The sequence below is a fragment of the Pantoea sp. AS142 genome (genome assembly GCF_037152305.1).
In the GTDB taxonomy this organism is placed as follows: Bacteria; Pseudomonadota; Gammaproteobacteria; order Enterobacterales; family Enterobacteriaceae; genus Pantoea.
Window position 1 is genome coordinate 108,587 of sequence record NZ_JBBCMO010000005.1, and the last position, 22,239, is coordinate 130,825.

Genomic DNA, 22,239 nt, shown 5'->3' on the forward strand with positions numbered 1-22,239 from the left:
AACAATGGCAACCCCTCATATTAATGCTGAAATGGGCGATTTCGCCGACGTCGTGCTGATGCCCGGCGATCCGCTGCGTGCAAAACATATCGCAGAAACCTTCCTGGAAAATCCGGTAGAAGTGAACAACGTGCGTGGGATGCTGGGCTACACCGGCACCTATAAAGGCCGCAAAGTCTCTGTGATGGGTCACGGAATGGGTATCCCTTCCTGCTCTATCTACACCAAAGAGCTGATCACTGACTTTGGCGTGAAGAAGATCATCCGTGTGGGCTCCTGTGGTGCTGTGCGCGCCGATGTAAAACTGCGTGATATCGTGATCGGTATGGGTGCCTGCACCGATTCCAAAGTGAACCGTATGCGTTTCAAAGATCATGATTTCGCGGCGATTGCTGACTTCGACATGGTGCGTAACGCGGTTGATGCGGCGAAAAACCTGGGCGTTGAAGCGCGCGTAGGTAACATCTTCTCTGCCGATCTCTTCTACACTCCGGATCCGCAGATGTTCGACGTGATGGAAAAATATGGCATCCTCGGCGTTGAGATGGAAGCCGCTGGTATCTACGGTGTGGCCGCTGAGTTCGGTGCTAAAGCGCTGACCATCTGCACCGTATCAGACCATATCCGTACGCACGAGCAGACCACTGCTGCTGAGCGTCAGACGACCTTCAACGACATGATTAAGATTGCGCTGGAGTCTGTCCTGCTGGGTGATTGATCCGCGTGGTGGGTGAGTATTCTCGCCTGCTGACTGATCCCCTGCTCAGATCCTCCTTAACCGGAGGATCTGCCTTTCCCCGCCGGTTCCCCGTAACATTCACATCAAATGATACACTTTTGCTCAGGCTTGTGCATCTTCGCGCTGGTACGGCTATGTTCGCGCTTTATCATGGTGTGCAACAACCGATAATAATTAATCGCCTGATCATGCCCCCTGATGAACTTTCGTAACTTCGAAGCTGAAGAGAAGCTGTTTGCCCGCCGCGCCGCGATAGCCTTTGCTCTGGTCTGTATCTGTTTCACCATTCTTGGCATAAACCTTTTTCGCTTACAGGTACGTGACCATGGCTACTATCAGACACGCTCCAATCAGAACGACATCAAGATGATCCCCATCGCCCCGACGCGTGGGCTGATATATGACCGCAACGGCATTCCGCTGGTGCGTAATGTCAGCTGGTATGCCATTACGCTGACGCCTTACAAAATCGCCGATATGGACGCTACGCTGCGGGCGCTGACGCCGATCGTTAATCTGACGCCCGACGAGATTGATACCTTTCGCCATGCGCTGAAGCAGACCAGCCGTTTCAAGCCGGTGGTGCTGAAAGAGGAGCTGAGCGAAGAGCAGGTCGCCCGCTTTGCGGTCAATCAGTTTCACTTTACCGGCGCCAGCATTGAAACCTACCAGGATCGTGAATATCCCTATGGCGCGGATCTGGCGCACGTCATCGGTTATGTGTCGAAAATCAATGATAGCGACTACAAACGGCTAAATGCTGAGGGTATCGCCGAAAGCTATGCGGCAGATCACAACATTGGTAAGCAGGGGATTGAGGGTTTTTACGAAGCGCTGCTGCATGGCAAGCCGGGTTATCAGGAAGTGGAAGTGGATAACCATGGCCGCATTGTACGGGTGTTGAAAGAGGTGCCGCCGGTCGCGGGTAAGAACCTGACGCTGACGCTGGATCTGCACCTGCAACAGTATGTGGAGAGCCGACTGGCGGGACAGCGTGCGGCGCTGCTGATTGAAGATCCGCACGACGGCTCCGTGCTGGCGATGGTCTCCAGCCCCAGCTACGACCCCAATCCATTTGTGAAAGGCATCAGCTATCAGGCCTACAAAAAGCTGTTACAGGATAAAGACCTGCCGCTGATCAACCGCGTCACGCAGGGACTTTATCCGCCCGCCTCAACGGTGAAGCCTTACATGGCGATGTCGGCGCTGCTGACCCATGTGATTACGCCACAGTCGCAATTCTTTGGCGCGCCCACCTGGACGCTGCCAGGCACTGACCGGCGCTATCGCGACTGGAAGAAAACCGGGCACGGCATGCTGGATGTGACCCGGGCCATTGAAGAGTCCGCTGACACCTTTTTCTATCAAGTGGCGTTTATGATGGGCATTGATCGGATTCATACTCTGCTCAGTCAGTTTGGCTATGGCAAATTGACCGGTATCGACCTAAATGAGGAGTACAACGGTTTACTGCCGAGCCGAGCGTGGAAGCAGAAAGTGCATAAGAAACCCTGGTATCAGGGCGATACGGTTTCAGTCGGCATTGGTCAGGGCTACTGGATTGCAACGCCGATTCAGATGGTAAAAGCGATGGTGGCGCTGATCAACAATGGGCGGGTGATTGCCCCCCATCTGCTGGAGAAAACCCAGCGCGGCAACCTGGTGGAGAACTACCATCCGCAGCAGCGCGAGACGCAGATTGGCGACCCACATTCACCGTACTGGTCGCTGGTGCGGCACGCGATGTTTGGCATGGCGAACGCGCCCAACGGCACCGGATATAAATATTTCCATACGGCACCCTATGGCATCGCCGCGAAAAGTGGGACTTCGCAAGTGTTCAGCCTGCGTCAGAACCAGACCTATAACGCGAAAATGATCCCGGTGCGACTGCGTGACCATATTTTTTATACCGCTTTTGCGCCCTTTAATGAGCCGAAAGTGGCGGTGGCGTTGATTCTGGAGAATGGTGGCGGGGAAGGGGTAACGGCAGCGCCAGTGATGCGGGATATTCTGGACCATATCTTTATCCCGTCGACGCCAGACGCGCCGGTTCAGGCAACCCCTTAAAAGGGGGCGATTGCCCCCACAGAGCGTCAGATTTTAAGCGTTTTAGTCACCTGGCCAATGGCGCGCACCACGTCCGTTGCGCCTTCACGGATGTCCGCAATCACGCCGCCCGCTTCCTGGGCCAGTTGCACGCCCTGATCGGCGCGCTTCAGGTTCGACTCAATTCCTTTCAGTGCCCGGTTCGCCAGCAGATGGTTTTGCTGTACCCGATTTTCAATGTCTGTGGTGGCGCGGTTAATGTTGGCCGCCAGCGTGCGGACTTCGTTAGCCACCACCGCAAAACTGCGGCCATGGGTTCCGGCGCGCGCTGCTTCAATGGCGGCATTCAGCGCCAGCAGGTTAGTCTGATCGGCTATCCGGCGGATACCTTCCACAATCGCGCCGATACGATCTGAGGATTCACTCAGGCCGGTGATATCACCGGAGATTCCCTGCAGTTCGCCCGCCAGGGCATTCATGGTCTGCACGCTGCTGGCGATAACATCGGCACCCAGCTTTGTACTGTGATCCGTTTGCAGCGCGGTGTGATAAGCCTGTTGAGCCGCATCATGCTCCTGTTGATTCTTTTCCACCTGTGCGGTCACATCAGTGGCGAATTTCACGATTTTGTAGAGCCGGCCCTGTTCATCAAACACCGGGTTGTAGGTGGCGCGCAGCCAGACCGTCTCGCCCTTTTTGTTGACTCTGGGAAACTGACCAGAGACAAATTCCCCCCGGTTCAGCTGCTGCCAGAACTCACTATATTCGCGGCTGTCGCGCAGCGCCTGCGAGCAGAAACGACTGTGGTGAATACCCTCTACCTCCTCACGACGGTAGCCCATGGTTTTCAGGAAATTGTTATTGGCTTTCAGCACCTCGCCTTTGAGGTTAAAAGCGACCACCGCCATTGATCGTTCAATGGCGGTGGTGATGGCACGCTGCTCCTGCGCGTCGTTGATATGATCGGTGATGTCGGTGGCCAGTTTGACGATTTTAATCACCCGGCCATGTCGGTTCTGCACCGGCACATAGTTGGCTTCCAGCCATACCGGACGGCTGTTTTTCGCCATACGCAGAAACTTATTGCTGAAGCTTTCGCCCCGGTTAAGCCGCAGCCAAAAATCCTGATACTCCCGCGACTGAAGCTGTTGCGGGGTACAAAACAGGCTGTGATGCTGGCCCTCAATCTCCGCCAGGGTGTAGCCCATGCGCGCCAGAAACAGCGCATTAGCGCTGAGAATGGTGCCATCGGGGGAGAATTCAATCATGGCGATGGAGCCGTTGAGTGAGCTCAGCGTGGCGGCTGAGTGCGATCGCTTCTGCCAGCGGTGGCGTGAAGCAATACCAGATGTAATGGTGGAAAACATGGCGATCCTTATTATTAGTGTTGGCCTCGCCACATATATCGGCAATATCGCGGCACAATGCAGGTTCTGGCTGCCTTCTGACTAAAATTTATCCGGCCAGCCGTAGGGTATTGCGCCAGATCAAACCCGGTATTTGAGTTGGTGGAAAAGCGGTCAGTCGTTTTGATTTTGGTGAAAAGCGTTTGACGCTGCCGGGCCGCTTTGGTTTAATGCGCCCCGTTGCCCGAATAGCTCAGTCGGTAGAGCAGGGGATTGAAAATCCCCGTGTCCCTGGTTCGATTCCGGGTTCGGGCACCAACCATTCAGAAGCGGACGCCCTTTGGCGTCCGTTTTGCTTTATAAAGTCAACATGTTACCCCATTCTTCATGTTCACTTCTGTTCATTAAAATACACTGGCAGTCACCACTTTTTGTTGGTAATAGAGTGGGTAAACTCAGTTCGATGAGTTTTTCACCCAGATCTACCTCACCGGAGGCTCGCCATGCGCTAACGGATATTGCTGTAAAAAACGCCAAGCCTTCCGACAAGCAGATCAAGCTATCAGATGGTAAAGGCCGGTATCTTCTTATTCATCCCAACGGCACTAAATACTGCCAATCTGCTTATCGCTATGATGGTAAGGAAAAAGTCTTCTCAATTGGCACTTCACCTTGCGTATCACTCGCAGAAGCTCGTACACGCCTTAGAGATGAAATATTTGTTAGCCATTGGATATACCTACTTCGACAAAAAAGGCTGAAGAGCGTGGAGATTTTACGTTTGAAGCTGTAGCACGATTGGCACAAAAAAAGTTGGTCAGTGAGCGGTGGATACCTCAGCATAGTGAACCAGTTTAAACAGCCTCATCAATCATCTTTTCCCGGTCCCTGGTTCAAAAGATATTACGAAGCTAACCACTCGTGACCTACTTCTTCCTCTGCGTAAAATTGAGGCCAAAGGCCAGCACGAAACAGCTTCACGCCGCTTTGTTGAATAAATCGGATTTAGATAAAAGCGCCCCCATCACTGACTTCCTCAGGCAATCCGCCCACTTTCTGGCATCTCTGCGCGCCGCGCAGCGTGAGGCGAAAAACGCGTTTGAGCATCAGTACGGTAGCAATAGCGAGCTCAGAATAACGTTGCGGAGGACCATGTGAGGATGTGTTGAACTCGTCATACCAGGCCTGAATAGCCGACTCATCAGGCCAGCATGTCAGTGAGCCCCGATTGATGAGCGCCTTATTGCAGGTAGCCCGGTTGGTGATTTTGAACGTTTGTTTTGCCACGTGATATCGCTGCAGGACCAGGCGTGCGGTGATCCGATCCTGACGATGGGCAAAAGTTCTATTTATTCAACAAAGCCATTCTGGCGCGACCCCGTTATCGAAGGTTCGACAGACTCGCCACCTCCCCGAAATTTCCGAATTTCACCTCTGCCCAGCGTATTCCCCCTTACAAGTCTGTAGCAATGCAAACAGATTTCACGGCGAAATCAATTTGCCGCACCGGCTCTGTGCTGCGTTGCCAGAATGTTGCCGCCTGATATCCTGCCCAGCCTGCAATTGAGCGCGACTAATCGTGTTTTATAAGCCACGCTTTACAGAATCAGTCTGACAGGCACAATAACCCTTTTTCCAGCTCTCTTACGGTCATGTCAGAAGAAGCGCTACGCCTGCAGATACAGAACCTGAAAAAGCACAATGCGCGTCTCAAGCGTATAGCGCATGATGCTCGCACAAAACTCAACGCGGCACTGGATGGCACCGGACTGTTCCTGTGGCAGCTTGATATTCCTAGCGGCAAACTGGTGATCTTCAACCGGCGCTGGGGCGCGATGCTGGGCTTTCAGCCGAAAGAAAGCGACGCCAACTTCGAATCATGGAAAGAGAGCCTGCATCCCGATGATGCCGCCGAGGTTTTACAGGCATTTAACGATCATATCATCGGGAAAGCGCCTTACTATGAGGCACTCCACCGCATGATTGCTAAAAATGGCAGTATTACCTGGGTGTTGGATCGGGGCCGGGTGAGCGAGTGGGATGCCCATGGCGAGCCGGTCAAAGTGATCGGCACTCACATCGATATGACTAAAGAGAAACAATATGAAGAGCAGCTCGCCATGCTGGCGCTGCACGATCCACTTACGCTGCTCAACAATCGCCATGCCTTGCAAAATTATTTCTGTGAAATGAAAGCGCAGGGACCGCTTTGCGTTATCTTTCTTGACCTGGATAATTTTAAACACGTCAACGACACCCTGGGGCATCGCAGCGGTGATGACGTGCTGATCCAGTTAAGTCAGCGACTGACTCAACTCTCTCCGGCAGAGGTGATTATTGGCCGGCTCGGCGGCGATGAATTTGTCCTGTTAATGCCCCTTACACTGGATCATCCGCAGGTCAGGCAGCTTGCGCAAGCTTGCCTTGATGCGGTGCTTACACCTTTCGACATGGCCAATGGCCATGCTCTGATAGGCGCTTCAGTGGGGGTGTCACAGGTGCAGGGAACAGATGATTTTGATACCGCACTCGCGCGCGCCGATGAGGCGATGTATCGCATTAAAAAGAATGGCAAGCGCGGTGTAGCCTTCGATCCCTCCTTGCCTGATTCTTTCTGACGCCACAACTCTGCTTAGCCGGACAGATTTTTTACAAGCCGTCAGGGCAAAACGCTTCTCCTCACATGCCTCATTTACACCCTTATTTTTGTACCACACCCTTTTCCAGCGCGGAGGATATTTGCGCACTCTGACAGAAAACACTTTTTAGTACTAATCCTAAATCCTGACTTCCTGCAGCAAACTCCCTCTTTTTACCGCTTCGTTTATTCTGAAAAAAAGAGATAAGCCTGGAGTTTCATTCAGATTAAAAATTTTTCTAATTCATGATTATCGATTATTTATTGATCACTATCGATTGTTTACACACGATGCGATCAATACCTTACGCTTCGCTTATTTTCGTAGTGAAAACAGGGCCGCATTATCCTATTTAGCGCTTCGCTTATAATTTTTTAATTGTACATTTTTTGAAAATGAACGATTAATAGGGCGCGGCGATTTTCGTTATAAAGGTTTCGCGCCGACGCTCTTTTTTTGAATGCAAAAGAGCGAGAGTTGAATTGCGTTATTGCCATTGGTAAGGCTAGTGCCACCAATAATTAAGAACCGTGACGGGTTTTTTATTTTTGGTACTTGATCGGCCCGATGTTCTGTCTACATTTAGGTTGCTGAATCGGTCTGATGAAGCGTTAACTGTGACAATTCTAATTTTAAATTCAAAGAGGAACACAGAATGACTCAATATCGCGGCGGAGCCGGAAACTTTGCAGCCGACAAAGAACGTGCTGCTGAAGCCGGGCGCAAAGGCGGTCAGAAAAGCGGTGGGAATTTCAAAAACGATCCTGAACGTGCCATTGAAGCGGGGCGCAAGGGAGGTAAGGTTAGCCGCCGGAGCTAAGCGCCTTTGATGCTGCTGTGACAGCAGTTTAATTCGTCTGCCGGGCTAGACAGAATCTGTTTGATTTTCCTGCAAGATAATTACCTGCTGAATTATGTCGGTGCTCAATCATTGATAGTGCCAGTGATTATTAATTGAACCGGATGGGGTATCCCTTCCGGTTCTTTATTTATGAAAGTCTGAAGTTATGCAGTTTAATAAAACCCTGTACAGGTAACATTTAACTGGCACAGTTTTAGTGCATTTATTCTAAAAATTTATACAAAATTTTATCGCTTTGTACAATCTCAATACTATTAGCGAAGCCGCAACCATAAAAAACATTTTTTAGCTAACATATTGCTGTAAAAAGGAAAATGCATTTCACATGCTACTTTTATCTTCAATTCACATTGACACAGTGTGTGATATTAAAAATCTCCACTAGAATTTTCAGGTGTCAACGATATCACTGGCGTTGCGTTATTACCGACCCAGCTTTTTAACCAATGAGGCTATCTTATGACAGTGAAAACGTTAAACGACCTGTTTATCCACGACTTATCCGATGTATACAGCGCTGAGAAACAGATAACCCGTGCCTTGCCTAAAATGGCGCGTGCAGCCACTGACGAAAATCTTATCGCTGCGTTTAATCAGCATCTGGAAGAGACCCGTGCTCAGATTGAACGACTCGACGAACTGGTGGAAGTAACACCTGAAGTCAAAATTAAACGAATGAAATGCCATGCGCTGGAAGGTCTGGTTGAAGAAGCGCAGGAAATTATCGACTCAGTTGAGAAAGGTGAGATTCGCGATCAGGGGCTGATCGGTGCAGCGCAGAAAGTGGAGCACTATGAGATTGCCACCTACGGTACGCTGCAGGCGCTGGCGCTGAAGCTGGGTTACACCAAAGCCGCGCAGTTACTGGAAGCCACCCTGAATGAAGAGAAGCAAACGGATGAGAAGCTCACCTCGGTAGCCGAGTCTATTACCGTCTCTTAAGGAGTAACACATGACTGCGATTGAACATTATCACGACTGGCTGCGCGATGCGCATGCGATGGAAAAACAAGCAGAAAGCATGCTGAGCAAGATGTCAGGTCGTCTTGAACACTATCCGGCGCTGGAACAGCGTCTGGCGCAACATCTGGATGAAACTAAACATCAGCTGACTCTGCTGGAGCAACTGCTCGATAGCCACGGTATCGATCACTCCGTAATGAAAGATGCGATGGGCAAAATGGCAGCCACCGGCCAGGCCGTGGGGGGCATGTTTAACTCAGATGAAGTGGTGAAGGGCGCCATCAGTGGCTATGTATTCGAGAATGCCGAGATCGCCAGCTACACCAGCCTGATCGCCGCGGCTGAGCAGGTCGGTGATGCTCAGGGCGTACGCGTACTTAGTGAGATCCGTGACCAGGAAGTGGCGATGGCGGAGTGGTTGCAGCAGCACCTGCCTGAAGTGACACAGAAGTTCCTGCAACGTGCGTCCCAACCAGGCACTGAAGCGAAGAAGTAGCGCTGAATAGCCTGTATGAAACATGAAAAAGCCGGGATAACCCGGCTTTTTGCGTTTTAAAGGTTTACAGGCTGCGATACTCAGTCAGCCATTAAATGCCCATACATCGTCATCAGTTTGCGGGTAACGCCATTTGTCCAGCCGAAGCCATCCTGTAACGGGTATTCACCGCCGCCGCCTGGACGGGCGCGATCGCCACTGATGTCATATTTTTCGACCAGTTTATGATGCAACTGATAGAAATTGTTCACCGTGTTGAGCCAGTTTACCGCCACTTCACTCGCCAGTGTCTCTTCACCGTAGTTATTGAGGCCGACGATCGCCATCCACTGCATCGGTGCCCAGCCATTGGGTCGATCCCACTGCTCACCACTCTCAACCATTGAGGTCAGCAGACCACCGTTGCTCAGCAGCAGGTGACGTAAAGAGATCGCCTGCAGGTGTGCCTGGTGTGGCGTCGCCAGACCTACAAACAGCGGAACCACAGAGGCAACGGTAAACGCACCGAAACGCTCACGACGCCAGTCATAATCACGAAACACGCCTGCGGTGCTATCCCACAGATAACGGGTGATGGCACGTTTGCGAGCTTCCGCTTTTTTCTGCCACGCCAGTGCTGTCAGCTCTTCACCTTTGGCGTGCGACAATGTGGCGATCATCAGCTCAAGCTTGTACAGGAATGAGTTCAAATCAACAGGAATAAACTGCGTCGTACGGATGCTCGAAAGCCGTTTTGGGTTACGCAGCCAGCGCGACGAGTAATCCCAGCCCGACTCTGCGCCTGCACGCAGGTCTCGATAGACTTCACTGGCCGGACGTTTAGACTCGCGAGCGGTTTCCACATCCTCGATCCACGACTCATCACGCGGCGTATCGCGGTCATCCCAGTATCGGTTTAGCAGCGAACCGTTTGGCATCCGAACCACGTGACGATAAGCCTGGTTCGGCATTAATGAACCGGCACCGTCCATCCAGAACTGATACTCCTTCATTAGCTGTTCCTGATAGCGCTTTGCACCGCGCACGCCATCTTCTTCGAACAGCTCCACCATCAGGGCAAACACCGGCGGCTGAGAGCGGCTGAGATAGTAAGTGCGGTTACCGTTTGGAACATGACCGTAGTTGTCGATAAGCCAGGCGAAGTTATCCGCCATGTGACGCAGCAGATCATCTCGGCCCGATTCTGCCAGGCCGAGCATGGTGAAGTAGGAATCCCAGTAGTAGGTTTCGCCAAAGCGTCCGCCTGGCACCACATAGGGTTTCGGTAACGGCAGCAGCGACGAGTGCGGCATATGCTGCTGCGGCATTTTGGTTAAAACCGGCCACAGATCGTCGATATGCTCATTGAGCGATTTATCCGGGTTGGAGACATAAAAGCTTTCGTTTACGCCAGGCAGATAAAAGTGATCGGCGACAAAACGCGACAGGTCGAAATCACTGCTGCGTTTCTGTCGACGATAGCGCATCAGCACATCCAGCGGATCGTACTTGGGCGAACAATCGGGGAAGGTTTTACTGTCCTCAAAAATTCGCGACATCTGGACATGTTCGAACAGTTCCAGATAACGATCGGCAGGTGTCAACGCATCTGGAGCCGGTAAGCCTTCAATCAACTCCGGCTCCGGCTCAGAATCCTGCATGCGATCCAGTTTCAGTTCATGGGGATCGTATTGATACTCAACTTCCGCCCCGGCACGAACCTCTTCAAGTGCATTTTGTTGCTGGCGATAAGTATTAATAGCGGCCTCCTGAGCGGTCATGGTTGCACAAAGGACAAATTATAGACCTCTCATCCGATGGAACAACAATGCAGAATATCTATGAACCCAATAAAAATTGTCGATTAATCGAGGTTTTTGAATAAATTCCAGACAATTCAACCAAATATAACAGTGTCTACAAAAAACGCATTTCAGATGAATCTCTTAGCGCCATGAATAAAAAATTTAACCTGAAGAAAACGGGCTTCTGTTTACATTTTGTAAAAGAAATCGTAGCTGCAAAAGGGTGCAGAAAGTGGCATACGTAACGGAAGGTCGGACAGGCGAGGGAGATGAGCGGGCCTGGTTGCCCGCTCGGAGAATGACAGAATTATTGATTCGCCAGCGCCGTGCGAATGACTGCCTGCCAGGTGGTGGTCGGGCGACCAATCAGTGTACTCAACTGACGGGAATCATCAAACAAACCGCCTTTTTCTGCACCGGCATCTGAATCCGCCAGCATCTCCGCCAGTCCCTCTGGCAGACCTGCGTTTTTCAGCGCTGCGGCAAAGTCACTTTGGGACAGATTAACGTAATCGACCTTCTCGCCACTCTGTGCGGCAATTTCTGCCGCAAACTGTGCAAGCGTGTAGCTGTCATCACCTGCCAGTTCATACACTTTGCCCGCCTGATCCGCACGGGTCATCACTTCAGCTGCCGCTTCAGCGTAATCCTGACGGGCTGCCGAGGCGATGCGGCCTTCACCCGCCGCGCCGATAAACGCATGATGTGCCAGTGCCGGTGGAATGCTGGCTGCATAGTTCTCGCTGTACCAGCCGTTACGCAGCAGGGCGAACGGGATTCCAGAGGTTTTGAGCAGCGCTTCTGTCGCGCGGTGTTCAACGCCCAGGCCCAGCGGTGAAGTATCGGCATGCAGTAGACTGGTGTAGGCGATAAAGCCCACGCCCGCCGCACGTGCAGCCTCAATAACGGCTTTATGCTGCATTTCGCGCTGGCCAACTTCACTGCCGGAGATCAGCAGCAGTTTGTCCACACCTGCAAAAGCGGCCTCCAGCGTCTCTGGCTGACTGTAATCGGCCTGGCGGACAATGACACCCAGCGCCGCCAGATCAGCCGCTTTGGCGGGTGTACGAACCGCGGCGACGATTTCTGCCGCCGGAACTTTTTTCAGTAATGCATCGATCACGAAACGGCCCAGCTGGCCGGTGGCACCTGTTACTGCAATCATGTTAATACTCCGACTATCTGACTATTGGTGAGATTCAGATTAGGGTATAAACTAATTTTTAGTAAGTACTTACAGAATTGTTAGTTTGGAGCGTGCAAGTTAAATGTCTGAAAAATTGAGTGAAAAATTTAGTCGTGGTGAGTTGCTCAACGTCAATTGCCCGTCGCGTGACGTATTGAAACGTGTGACGAGCCGCTGGAGCGTACTGATTTTACTGGCCCTGCAGGACCAGACACTGCGCTTTAGTGCATTGCGCCGGGCGGTCGGTGGCGTCAGCGAACGGATGCTGGCGCAGAATCTGCGTTACCTGGAAGAAGATGGCTTCGTGCAGCGTATCGCCTACGATGTGGTACCGCCGCACGTGGAATATCGCCTGACCCCGCTTGGTCGCGAAGTTGGCGAACAGGTTGTGGGGCTGGCGGACTGGCTGGAGCTGAACCTGGGAAGGATTCTGTCACAGCGCCCTAAATCCGCAGTAGAGTAAAATGATTTTCGCATCAGCCGTCAGAATGTGGTGGCATGTGTAACCTTTCCGGAAAATTTCTGACCCCGCTTTTCTGTCGTCTGACTCTCCGACATCGCAATGATGTAACGATGGTGCAAATAAACCCGGCGGCTTTTCGCACCATTACTGCTTATTAAATCGTTTTGTCAGTCTCTGGCCAATAATAATCGACTGCCTGGAGTAACCAGTTAATCCAAACCTGATTTTTGACTCATTTTATTAACATTTTTAAGGGCGGCTTAACTGCGCCGTTGTCAATTTATTACGTCAGATTTCATCGCGGGATTGGTATGGGTAAAACAAAAAAGAAAACAACACGGCAGAGGTGATAATTTACGCTTTTAACCTGTTAAAAAATAAGCCTATTTAATTGCTGTAACCTCATTTTTACCCTTTTTGTTATCAGGGATTACTATGAAATAGTGCCTGAAAACAGCCCGTTGTAGGTGTTTTTCAGACAGGATTTGCTTTAGCTCACTCTATTTTTAAAGTGGCAATTACCGTAACAATAACGACACATAAGCACACTATGATTAACCTTCATGCCTTGTTTTTAAATAAAAAATCCCCACCAAAAACAATGATAAAAATCAAAAAAGACTGTTATAGTTTTCATTAACTCCACTGTTTCTTTTTCCTCGTCGCGAATGGTTTTACATTTGCCGCGGGAATTTCAATAAGCGCAGAGAATTCAGCGCATCAAGCTCAGGTTGTTAATTATAAGTAAATACATAGTGTTCTATGTGGCAAAGAGGTAAGCAATGTTCGGATTAGATGCCTTTCATCTGGCCAGGATTCAGTTCGCATTTACTGTTTCCTTCCATATTATCTTTCCCGCCATCACCATCGGTCTCGCCAGCTTTCTGGCTGTACTCGAGGGTATGTGGCTTAAAACCCGCGATCACACCTATCGCGATCTCTACCATTTCTGGTCGAAAATTTTTGCCGTTAACTTCGGTATGGGTGTGGTATCAGGCCTGGTCATGGCTTATCAGTTCGGGACCAACTGGAGCGGCTTCTCGGAGTTTGCTGGCAGCATCACCGGTCCGCTGCTGACGTATGAAGTGCTGACGGCGTTCTTCCTGGAAGCGGGCTTCCTGGGCGTGATGCTGTTTGGCTGGAATCGTGTGGGTCCCGGACTGCACTTCTTTGCCACCTGTATGGTCGCTCTCGGCACGCTGATTTCGACCTTCTGGATACTCGCCTCTAACAGCTGGATGCAGACGCCTCAGGGCTTCATCATCGAGAATGGCATCGTGGTTCCGCAGGACTGGTTCAAAATCGTCTTCAATCCCTCTTTCCCTTACCGCTTGTTCCATATGTCGGTGGCGGCTTTCCTGGCGAGCGCCTTCTTTGTAGGATCGTCGGCGGCCTGGCATCTGCTGAAGGGGAATAACAACCCCGCCATCCGCAGGATGTTCTCAATGGCATTGTGGATGGCGCTGATTGTCGCGCCGATTCAGGCGATGATTGGTGATGCGCATGGTCTGAACACCCTGGAGCATCAACCCGCCAAAATCGCGGCGATTGAAGGACATTGGGAAAACCCGCCGGGTGAAGCCACCCCGCTGATCCTGTTCGGGATTCCCGATATGGAGCAGGAGCGCACCAAATATGCGCTGGAAGTCCCTTATCTCGGCAGCCTGATTCTGACGCACAGCCTGGACAAACAGGTTCCGGCGCTCAAGTCGTTCCCGAAAGAGGACAGACCCAATTCCACGGTGATTTTCTGGTCCTTCCGCGTGATGGTGGCGTTGGGCCTGCTGATGATTACGCTGGGCGTGGTCAGCCTGTGGCTGCGTTTCAAAGGACGTCTCTATGAGTCGCGTCCTTTCCTGTGGTTTGCCCTGTTGATGGGGCCATCGGGGCTGATTGCGATTCTGGCTGGCTGGTTTACCACCGAAATCGGTCGTCAGCCATGGGTAGTTTATGGCGTGCAGCGCACCCTCGATGCGGTCTCGGCACATGGCGACATGCATATGAGCATCAGCCTGCTGGCCTTTATTCTGGTCTACAGCTCAGTGTTCGGAGTGGGATATCACTACATGATGCGCCTGATTAAGCACGGACCGGTTGTCGGCGAAGGCCATATCACCGAAGAGGGTGGACCTGGTCAGAAGAAAACACCGGCGCGTCCGCTTTCGGCTGCCACCTTTAAGGATGGAGACCACTAAGATGATCGATTATTCCGTTATCTGGTTTGTGATTATCGTCTTCGCAACCCTGATGTACATCGTGATGGACGGTTTCGACCTGGGTATTGGTCTGCTGTTTCCGTTTAATAAAGATGCGGGTGAGCGCGACATGATGGTTAACACCGTCGCGCCGGTCTGGGATGGTAATGAAACCTGGCTGGTTCTGGGCGGCGCAGGCCTGTTTGGTGCATTTCCATTGGCCTATGCAGTAATCGCAGATGCGCTGTCGATACCGCTGACCGCCATGCTGATTGGCCTGATTTTCCGTGGTGTTGCCTTTGAGTTCCGCTTCAAGGCAGTTGAAGGCCATCGGGCATTCTGGGACAAGTCGTTTATAGCCGGTTCGATCATCGCCACCTTTAGTCAGGGTGTGGCAGTCGGGGCATTGCTGGATGGCATTCCGGTCGAGGGACGCCGTTTCGCCGGTTCCGCAATGGACTGGCTGGCACCGTTCCCGCTGTTCTGCGGCGTGGGTCTGGTTGTTGCCTATGCGTTGCTGGGCTGCACCTGGCTTATCATGAAGACCGAAAATGAGCTGCACCGTAAAATGTCTGCGCTGGCCACACCGCTGGTGATGGCGCTGTTAGTGATAATCGGCATCGTTAGCCTGTGGACGCCATTTGCCCATGCCGATATCGCTCATCGCTGGTTCAGCAAGCCAAACCTGTTTCTGTTTCTGCCGGTTCCGGTGCTGGTGCTGCTCTGTTCATGGGGCATTGTGCGTGCCATTAAACGCGAAGCGCATTATTCACCGTTCCTGTTGACGCTGGCGCTGATCTTCCTGGGCTTCTCGGGGTTGGGCATCAGTATCTGGCCAAACATTATTCCGCCATCAGTCACCATCTGGGCTGCCGCATCACCGCCACAGAGCCAGGCCTTTATGCTGGTGGGTAGCCTGCTGATTATTCCGATGATTCTGGGCTACACCTTCTGGAGCTACTACGTGTTCCGTGGAAAAATCAAAGCAGACGCAGGATATCATTGATATGAAAAGCCTCAGCAGCATGAAAGACCACAATGAAGAAACGAAAGCGCCGTGGTGGAAGCGTGTGATGTGGCTGGTGTGTATCTATGCCGCCAGCGTGCTGGCGCTGGGCGTGGTCGCCTCACTGTTCCGCATGATGATGACAGCAGCAGGTATGCGCAGCCACTAACTGTCTGGCAGAGGCCAGAACAGGCTCAGGGAACATACGCCTTCCGCACAGACGCAATCCCCGGCAGGCTCAGCGCGGGCCATCCGTGACCCGCGCTGTTTTACTCCAGGCGTACGCTCCCATCACTTTAAGTTTGTGAACTGTCTGGAAATGACGTCGGTAAATTCTGATAGCTGGCAGGCGCGATCTCACCGCTTCCAGTCTAAACTGTGCAAATAATCAGAAGGCTGGCGTCAGTCACTCTTTTTTAGTTAGTAAGCTAAGCAATTAATGCGGAATCGCTCCGAACTGGCGTGCGCTCCTTACCCATTCCTTACACCGATTCGCGATCTTTGTTATGCTTTTGTAACGAAAATCCCAGTCCTAACCCGCGTCGTAAATCGCCATCATGCTCAGTCAGGCCATTAAAAAACAGCACATCAACGATCTGGTCGAGTGGATAGAAGCCAATCTCACCGACGATATCAATATCGATCAAATCACCCTTAAATCAGGTTATTCCAAATGGCACATGCAGCGCATGTTCAAAGAGACGACCGGACAGACACTGGCGGCCTATACCCGTAAACGGCGTCTGACAATGGCCGCCATGGCGCTGCGTCTGACGCGCATGACACTGATCGATATTGCCGTACGTTTTGGTTTCGACAACCAGCAAAATTTTACCCGGGTATTTAAAGGTCACTTTTCGCTGACGCCGGGTGCATTTCGCCGTATTCCTCATTTGCCGGTTAAAAACTTTCATGGCCGCATTTTGGTGCGATCGCCAGTTGAGCACCCAACGCTGGTGGAACGCGAGGAAGAACTTCACCTGTGCGGAGAGACGCTGGAATGGGAGTGTAAGTTTGGTGATTATATCGCCGATCACGATCACCGTGTCGCTGAGCAGGCGCGGCAACTGGTTGCGCGGGCGGGCAGCCACGCAACGCAGGGCTGGTTAGGCTTTCAATATGGCCCCGGCCATAGTTCTGCTGACCAGCAAAATATTAGCCTGTTTCAGGCGCTGGAGCCACAACATGCCGGGTTGCTAGGCGACAACACCGCCAGCTGGAGCGAGATTCGAGGTCACTATGCGTTGATCCGCTGGAGCGGCAGGCCGGAACAGCTAACGCGCTTTATTGAAGACATCTACTATCAGCATCTGCCAAAAATGGGTGTGTCACGGCGTCAGGGTAAAGATTTACTGCGTCTCGATTTTGCGCATTGTCAGTCCGACTGGCTGAGCGGCGTATTTTCTATTCCGGTGATGCAGGCGTAGCCAGTAGCGCAGCGCGTGTGGCCCTGGTAATGCATCTTTCGTGCGGTAAACCGTGACAAACCGCACGATTCTATAAAATAACTCGCTAGTCTGGCGTAAAATCTTCTCCCGAAACCCTGTCATACCTTAATCATCGTAGATCTGTGATGGGGCTGGAACATTCATCTGCATTTCAGGCCGTTTCTGGCCAAAACGACAAACGAAGACAACTATGCGACGCGTAATAATTTCACTGATTCTGGCATTGCCTGTCATGGCGATGGCGCAGCAGGCTGAACCTTTCTCACCGCCTGCCGGATTGCATCCGCACTCTCAGATCTCTCAGCATGAAATTCTGGGAGACGGTGAGCTGCCGGAACACACCAGCAGTAACTCTTCCCTCTCCGGATCCAACGACACACGGTAAGTGTTGGTGCGCTGCCACACTCAGCGGGGGCAAAATTGCCGGCTCGTCAGGAGCCGGACAGCCTCAGCCTTGTCTGCCTGCGTAAACGCGCCGCGCCGGCTGCTTACCTCCCTCTGATCTCTCTTATTCAGGCCGCTCTCCGCCTGCGTTACGCACATCTCAATATGTATAAAATATATCTTTAGCCGCAGAATCGCATTTTTCGTTCTTGTGATGAAGATATATCATAGCTAATCTTGCGGCTTAAGGTGAGAATGATTGTTATTCAATTATTGTTTAATCATGGCCAGCATGCCCGTGAATTGCGGGCATACACCCTGTTTCAGGAGAGAGATTTTGACGACATCAGCCAATCAGCGTGCACCGCAGCGCGTCCGTAATGAACTGCGTTTCCGCCATATCCAGGTCGCGAGTAAAACTAACATTGCCGGTAAATTCTGGCGTATCCGATTCAGCGGTAGCGATCTGGCAGGCTTTACGTCTCCGGGCTTTGATGACCACATCAAGGTGTTTTTCCCTTCAGTTGAAGGGGCTGAACTGGTTCTGCCACACATTACTGAGGCGGGGATTGTCTGGCCCGAAGGTTTACGACCGCAGGCGCGCGACTACACGCCGCTGGAATTCGATGGTGAGTCTTCACTGACCCTCGATTTTTATATTCATCAGCAGGGTGTAGCCAGTGACTGGGCAACTCAGGCGCAGGTTGGCGATCAATTAATTGTCGGTGGGCCACGCGGTTCGCTGGTGGTGCCGACCGATTACGCATTCCAGCTTTACGTCTGCGACGAAACCGGGCTGCCTGCCTTTGCGCGCCGTCAGCGTGACGCCCGGGCGCAGGCGCTGCATCTCTATGCCTTTACCGATGAAGCGACGGGCCGCGACTATTTATCTGATACTGCTAATCTGACGACAAACTGGCTTGGCAGTGGTCAGATGCAGAAAGCGCAGCTCAGCCAGCTGATTACCCAGCTGGATCAGATCACTATCCCGACGGAAAATTACTTTGTCTGGCTGACCGGCGAAGGGGAGTTTGTTAAAGCGCTGTGTGACTACTTCACGGTGCAGCGCGGCCTGGATAGCGACTTCGTGCGGGCGGTAGCCTATTGGCATCAGAAGTAAGCCGCTCTGGTAATTGAGTTTTGCCAGGCGGCGGACTACCATCAACCCCCTTTCTTCCCCGCAGGGCAGGCCATGAAACAGTACCCGACTTCCACTGCATCTGACGATCAGACTGCGCGCGCAGGCGGTTGCAGCGGACGACGCAAACGACGTGAAAAGAGGCTGGAAGCGAGTGAGGTTCGCCTGCTGATGCTTCATTTCCTGGCGCAGAATGCGGCGCACGGCTATGAGCTGATCAAGTCAGTTGAGGATCTGTCAAAGGGAGAGTATTCGCCCAGTCCGGGGATCATCTACCCCAATCTGACGCTGCTGGAAGAGAGGGAGGCGATTCAGGTTGTGGATGCGCAGGCAACGCGTAAAGCCTACCGCCTGACGGCGGCGGGAGAGGCACTGTTAGCGGATAACCGCGAAACGGTCACCCGTCTGATTACCCGGCTCTCTGCGCTGGCGATTCTGGTCAATAACCGCAGCATTCCGGCTGTTGAGCAGGCGATTCATGGGCTAAAAATCGCTTTGAACTGCCGGCTGTCGCAGGAAGATATCTCTGATGCCGCGCTGCAGACGCTGGTTAAGGTGCTGCACGACGCGGCAGAAAAAATCACCCACAGTGAATAGCGGACTTAGCTGATTTCAGTTTTGTGTTTGTCGATGTGACCCAGCGTACGATCCGGGAAACAGATATCGCGCACACGCTGTTTCAGCGTGGTCGCATCAGGGAAACCCCCATCCCGCTTACGTTCCCACAGCAGATGCCCATCCAGCGTAATCTCAAAAACACCGCCGGTGCCCGGTTTCAGCGTCACCTCCGCCAGATCCTCAGCGAAGGTATGCAGAAGTTCCTGTGCCATCCATGCTGACCGCATCAGCCAGTTGCATTGCATACAGTAGTGAATAACAACCACAGGTTTTTGCGCCATAACTCTATTCCTTTACGTGTTGATAAATGCCAATGCATTCGGGTTAACAATTTGTGCGCTGTGGTTTATATCTAAATGTAAATAATATTGATAATGATTATCAGTTGCATTAAATTCCCGGCGATAATTATTACACCAGCATGATGTTCTGACTTTTCACGGCGTTTATACAGAGCCGTTTTTACGTTGCCAGCAAGCAAGTGAGCGAATACTAACAATTAATCAGGTAATTCGCGCCTATGTCACCACGTTTTCAGAGATTGATGCAACCGCGTCTGACTCAACTGGCGTTGCTCGCCACTTTCATCAATACCACCTGCACGTATGCTGCGGGCAGTGAATCTGCCACGCTAGCCCTCTCTGACCGCTATGGCAGCAGTGCCGAGCCGGTAATGACGGTGACGGCGCCGGAAATCAAAAAAACGGCGGGCAGCAAAACCACGCTTTCTGCCAGCGATCTGCAACAACGTGGCGCCACTGACTTTGGGTCGATCATGCGCTATGAACCGCTGATCAGTGCCACCGGCAGCAGTGGCGGTTCCTCAGCCGGGAAAAGTGGCTTTGATCGGGCAGGGTATACCGGCTACAACATTCGTGGTCTGGAGAGCAACCGCGTCGGTCTGGATGTGGATGGCATTCCATTGCCGCAGGCCACCGGCCGAAGCTATGTGGGACGCGCCGGTCTCGACAGCTTTGGCATTGGCCGCGATTACATCGATCCTTATATGTTTGGCCGTATTGAGATCGAAAAGGGCGCCACAGCAGTGGATCAGCCGAACACCTCGATTGGCGGTAACGTCTCATTCCGTAACAAATCCCCGGACGACTATCTGCATCCCGGCAAGCCCACCTTTTTAGGTTATCAAAGCGACTATGACTCATCCAGTCGCAGCTGGCACAACGGCATGACTGCAGCGGCAGGCGATGACACGCTGCGTGGGATTTTTGTTTATAGTCGCCGCGATGGACAGCAGACCCGTAACAACAGCGATACGCTCGATGCTTATCCGGCCAACTGGCACTCCGACGCCTTTATGACCTCCGGCATCTGGCAGCCCAATGATGCGCACAAGCTCAGCGCAACCGTCGATTACTATCATAAAACTAACCACAGCCATTACGACAGCTGGAGCACTACCGGCAATACCGTATGGGGTCAGGCACAGCAGCAGAGTGATACCCGCCGCTGGGGCATCAGCCTGGCGGATGAATATACCCCTTACAATGACCTGATCGACAGCCTGACGACCCGTATTTACTGGCAGCAAACCCAGGCCCATGATAGTACCCGGATGCCATCAAGCGCCACTGCCAGACAAACGGTTTATTCCGACTACAACAGTGACAGCTATGGTGTTGACACCCGTGCGCTCAAAAACATCGGGCGACATGAACTGAGCGCGGGGCTGAATGCGCGTCTGGTGGACACGGAACGGCCTTTCCGTCAGTCACCCACGCCGAGCGCCTATACCGCCATCATGCAGCCACAGGCTAACAGCCGCAGTTACACCCTGGGCGGTTATCTGCAGGATAGTATCAGCTTCGATGCTGACGGACACCGGGCGGCCATCGTGCCGGGGGTACGTGTGGCCTATCAGAATACCCGACCGCGCGATGTGGCGACGCTGACCACCAACAGCAGCGTGCTCGACGCCAGCGAAGTCTCAGCGCTTTATGGTTCGCCAAACAGCGACACCCAGGTCTTGCCATCGATCGCTTTCGAGTACGATCTGACGCCTGAGCTAATGACTTATCTGCAATATACCCGTGGCGCGCAGTTCCCCAACGACTCCCAGCTTTATGGCTCATGGAACCTTGGTTCCAGCTATGCCGGTACCGCGCAGTACGCGCTGATTGGCAATGCAGACCTGAAAACTGAAACCAGCAACAACATCGAGTGGGGCGTAAAAGGTCAGGTGGCAAGAGGCGTCACGTTTAATGCAGCTGCGTTTTATAACGACTATAAAAACTTCATCGCCTTTACCCGTTACAGCCGGGCGGCGAATCCGGATAAGTTTGTCAATGTACCCAGCAACATCTACACCACCTATCAGGCAGAAAACCGTGACAAAGCCTACATCTATGGGGCTGAAATCAGCAGCAAAGTGAACTTCGGCAGCTGGTTTAGCGAGGTCGCGGGGCTGAGCGCAAATCTGGCCTTTGGCTATACCCAGGGCGCGGCAAAGTCGAGCTACCTCGGTGATCGCTACATCGATCTGGAGAGCGTTGCACCGATGAAAGCCATTGTCGGACTCGCCTGGGACGATGAGGCACGCGGCTACGGAGCCGCCGTCACCGCAACCTTTGTCAAAGGCAAAAAAGCCAGCGCCACGAATCGCAACAGCTTTGCCAACACCGGCAGCAGCCTGAGCGATTCCAGCACCGATTATATGCGGGTGCCAGGATATGGCATGGTGGATATGACCGCTTACTGGCGCGTTACGCACAACGTCAGGCTGAGTGGTGGACTTTATAATATTACCGATCGCAAATACTGGGATTATCTCAGCAGCCGTGAACTGACCAGCGCCACCCAGCAGGAACGCAACGATCAGGCGCTGGCCGTGATGCCAGGCCGCACCTTCCAGTTGGGTGTTAACGTCGACTTTTGATAACCGTCGCCCTGCATCACGCAGGGCATT

General features: G+C 52.4%; 21 protein-coding genes, 1 tRNA gene and 1 pseudogene. 18 read left to right on the forward strand and 5 right to left on the reverse strand.

Going from position 1 to position 22,239, the window contains the following annotated elements; translation table 11 throughout:
* Positions 1–4 precede the first annotated feature (4 nt).
* Together deoD and mrdA are read left to right on the forward strand one after the other, a co-directional pair.
* Complete coding sequence (gene deoD, locus WFO64_RS11450; RefSeq protein WP_010248951.1) at positions 5–718, forward strand: purine-nucleoside phosphorylase; 714 nt, start codon at positions 5–7, stop codon at positions 716–718.
* Between the two features lie 219 nt (positions 719–937).
* Positions 938–2,809 (forward strand): penicillin-binding protein 2, encoded by a 1,872-nt coding sequence (gene mrdA, locus WFO64_RS11455; protein WP_337011752.1) that lies wholly within the window; start codon positions 938–940, stop codon positions 2,807–2,809.
* Positions 2,810–2,835: 26 nt separating this feature from the next.
* On the opposite strand, the gene WFO64_RS11460 is transcribed toward mrdA, so the two are convergent.
* Positions 2,836–4,155 (reverse strand): methyl-accepting chemotaxis protein, encoded by a 1,320-nt coding sequence (locus WFO64_RS11460; RefSeq protein ID WP_337011754.1) that lies wholly within the window; start codon positions 4,153–4,155, stop codon positions 2,836–2,838.
* Positions 4,156–4,376: 221 nt separating this feature from the next.
* Here WFO64_RS11460 and WFO64_RS11465 point away from each other — a divergent pair.
* The 3 genes from WFO64_RS11465 (at position 4,377) to WFO64_RS22580 (ending at position 5,132) form a co-directional block, all read left to right on the forward strand.
* Positions 4,377–4,452 (forward strand) — tRNA-Phe (locus WFO64_RS11465).
* A gap of 145 nt (positions 4,453–4,597) precedes the next feature.
* Positions 4,598–4,927, forward strand: a complete 330-nt coding sequence (locus tag WFO64_RS11470) for an Arm DNA-binding domain-containing protein (RefSeq protein WP_337012066.1) — start codon at positions 4,598–4,600, stop codon at positions 4,925–4,927.
* Positions 4,928–5,036: 109 nt separating this feature from the next.
* Positions 5,037–5,132, forward strand: coding sequence for a hypothetical protein (locus WFO64_RS22580; protein WP_442956148.1), 96 nt, complete (start codon positions 5,037–5,039; stop codon positions 5,130–5,132).
* 67 nt (positions 5,133–5,199) lie between these two features.
* Here the strand turns inward: WFO64_RS22580 and WFO64_RS11475 are convergent.
* Positions 5,200–5,421, reverse strand: a pseudogene (locus tag WFO64_RS11475) (transposase); the annotation flags it as partial.
* Between the two features lie 365 nt (positions 5,422–5,786).
* On the opposite strand from WFO64_RS11475, the gene WFO64_RS11480 reads away from it, so the two are divergent.
* The 4 genes from WFO64_RS11480 (at position 5,787) to WFO64_RS11495 (ending at position 9,094) form a co-directional block, all read left to right on the forward strand.
* Positions 5,787–6,752 (forward strand): sensor domain-containing diguanylate cyclase, encoded by a 966-nt coding sequence (locus WFO64_RS11480; RefSeq protein WP_337011756.1) that lies wholly within the window; start codon positions 5,787–5,789, stop codon positions 6,750–6,752.
* Positions 6,753–7,428: 676 nt separating this feature from the next.
* Entirely contained in the window at positions 7,429–7,593 is a 165-nt protein-coding gene (locus WFO64_RS11485; protein WP_004571242.1) for a general stress protein, read from the forward strand.
* 501 nt (positions 7,594–8,094) lie between these two features.
* Positions 8,095–8,577 carry a YciE/YciF ferroxidase family protein gene (locus tag WFO64_RS11490; RefSeq protein ID WP_337011758.1) on the forward strand — a complete coding sequence of 161 codons (483 nt, stop codon included), beginning with the start codon at positions 8,095–8,097 and terminating at the stop codon, positions 8,575–8,577.
* A gap of 10 nt (positions 8,578–8,587) precedes the next feature.
* The gene (locus tag WFO64_RS11495; protein ID WP_337011760.1) at positions 8,588–9,094 is read left to right on the forward strand and encodes a ferritin-like domain-containing protein; all 507 of its coding nucleotides are present in this window, start codon (positions 8,588–8,590) and stop codon (positions 9,092–9,094) included.
* 80 nt (positions 9,095–9,174) lie between these two features.
* Here WFO64_RS11495 and treF read toward each other — a convergent pair whose 3' ends face one another.
* Positions 9,175–10,854, reverse strand: a complete 1,680-nt coding sequence (treF, locus tag WFO64_RS11500) for an alpha,alpha-trehalase TreF (protein ID WP_337011762.1) — start codon at positions 10,852–10,854, stop codon at positions 9,175–9,177.
* Positions 10,855–11,185: 331 nt separating this feature from the next.
* Complete coding sequence (locus WFO64_RS11505) at positions 11,186–12,043, reverse strand: SDR family oxidoreductase (RefSeq protein ID WP_337011764.1); 858 nt, start codon at positions 12,041–12,043, stop codon at positions 11,186–11,188.
* 103 nt (positions 12,044–12,146) lie between these two features.
* Between WFO64_RS11505 and WFO64_RS11510 the strand changes: the two genes are divergently transcribed.
* The 8 genes from WFO64_RS11510 (at position 12,147) to WFO64_RS11545 (ending at position 19,295) form a co-directional block, all read left to right on the forward strand.
* Positions 12,147–12,527 carry a winged helix-turn-helix transcriptional regulator gene (locus tag WFO64_RS11510; RefSeq protein WP_337011766.1) on the forward strand — a complete coding sequence of 127 codons (381 nt, stop codon included), beginning with the start codon at positions 12,147–12,149 and terminating at the stop codon, positions 12,525–12,527.
* Positions 12,528–13,309: 782 nt separating this feature from the next.
* The gene (locus WFO64_RS11515; protein ID WP_337011768.1) at positions 13,310–14,722 is read left to right on the forward strand and encodes a cytochrome ubiquinol oxidase subunit I; all 1,413 of its coding nucleotides are present in this window, start codon (positions 13,310–13,312) and stop codon (positions 14,720–14,722) included.
* A gap of 1 nt (position 14,723) precedes the next feature.
* A complete protein-coding gene (cydB, locus tag WFO64_RS11520; RefSeq protein WP_337011770.1) occupies positions 14,724–15,728 on the forward strand; it encodes a cytochrome d ubiquinol oxidase subunit II in 1,005 nt (334 codons plus the stop codon).
* A 1-nt stretch (position 15,729) separates the two neighbouring features.
* Positions 15,730–15,897: a DUF2474 domain-containing protein gene (locus WFO64_RS11525; RefSeq protein ID WP_337011772.1), complete on the forward strand. Its 168-nt coding sequence runs from the start codon at positions 15,730–15,732 to the stop codon at positions 15,895–15,897.
* Between the two features lie 388 nt (positions 15,898–16,285).
* A complete protein-coding gene (locus WFO64_RS11530) occupies positions 16,286–17,155 on the forward strand; it encodes a helix-turn-helix domain-containing protein (protein ID WP_337011774.1) in 870 nt (289 codons plus the stop codon).
* Positions 17,156–17,366: 211 nt separating this feature from the next.
* A complete protein-coding gene (locus WFO64_RS11535) occupies positions 17,367–17,561 on the forward strand; it encodes a hypothetical protein (protein ID WP_337011776.1) in 195 nt (64 codons plus the stop codon).
* Between the two features lie 336 nt (positions 17,562–17,897).
* Entirely contained in the window at positions 17,898–18,680 is a 783-nt protein-coding gene (locus WFO64_RS11540; protein ID WP_337011778.1) for a siderophore-interacting protein, read from the forward strand.
* Positions 18,681–18,752: 72 nt separating this feature from the next.
* Positions 18,753–19,295: a PadR family transcriptional regulator gene (locus tag WFO64_RS11545; RefSeq protein WP_337011780.1), complete on the forward strand. Its 543-nt coding sequence runs from the start codon at positions 18,753–18,755 to the stop codon at positions 19,293–19,295.
* Positions 19,296–19,300: 5 nt separating this feature from the next.
* Here the strand turns inward: WFO64_RS11545 and WFO64_RS11550 are convergent, their stop codons facing one another.
* Positions 19,301–19,597, reverse strand: a complete 297-nt coding sequence (locus WFO64_RS11550; RefSeq protein WP_337011782.1) for a SelT/SelW/SelH family protein — start codon at positions 19,595–19,597, stop codon at positions 19,301–19,303.
* Positions 19,598–19,836: 239 nt separating this feature from the next.
* Here WFO64_RS11550 and WFO64_RS11555 point away from each other — a divergent pair, with 239 nt between their 5' ends.
* Complete coding sequence (locus WFO64_RS11555) at positions 19,837–22,209, forward strand: TonB-dependent receptor domain-containing protein (RefSeq protein ID WP_337011784.1); 2,373 nt, start codon at positions 19,837–19,839, stop codon at positions 22,207–22,209.
* The last annotated feature ends 30 nt before the right edge of the window (positions 22,210–22,239 follow it).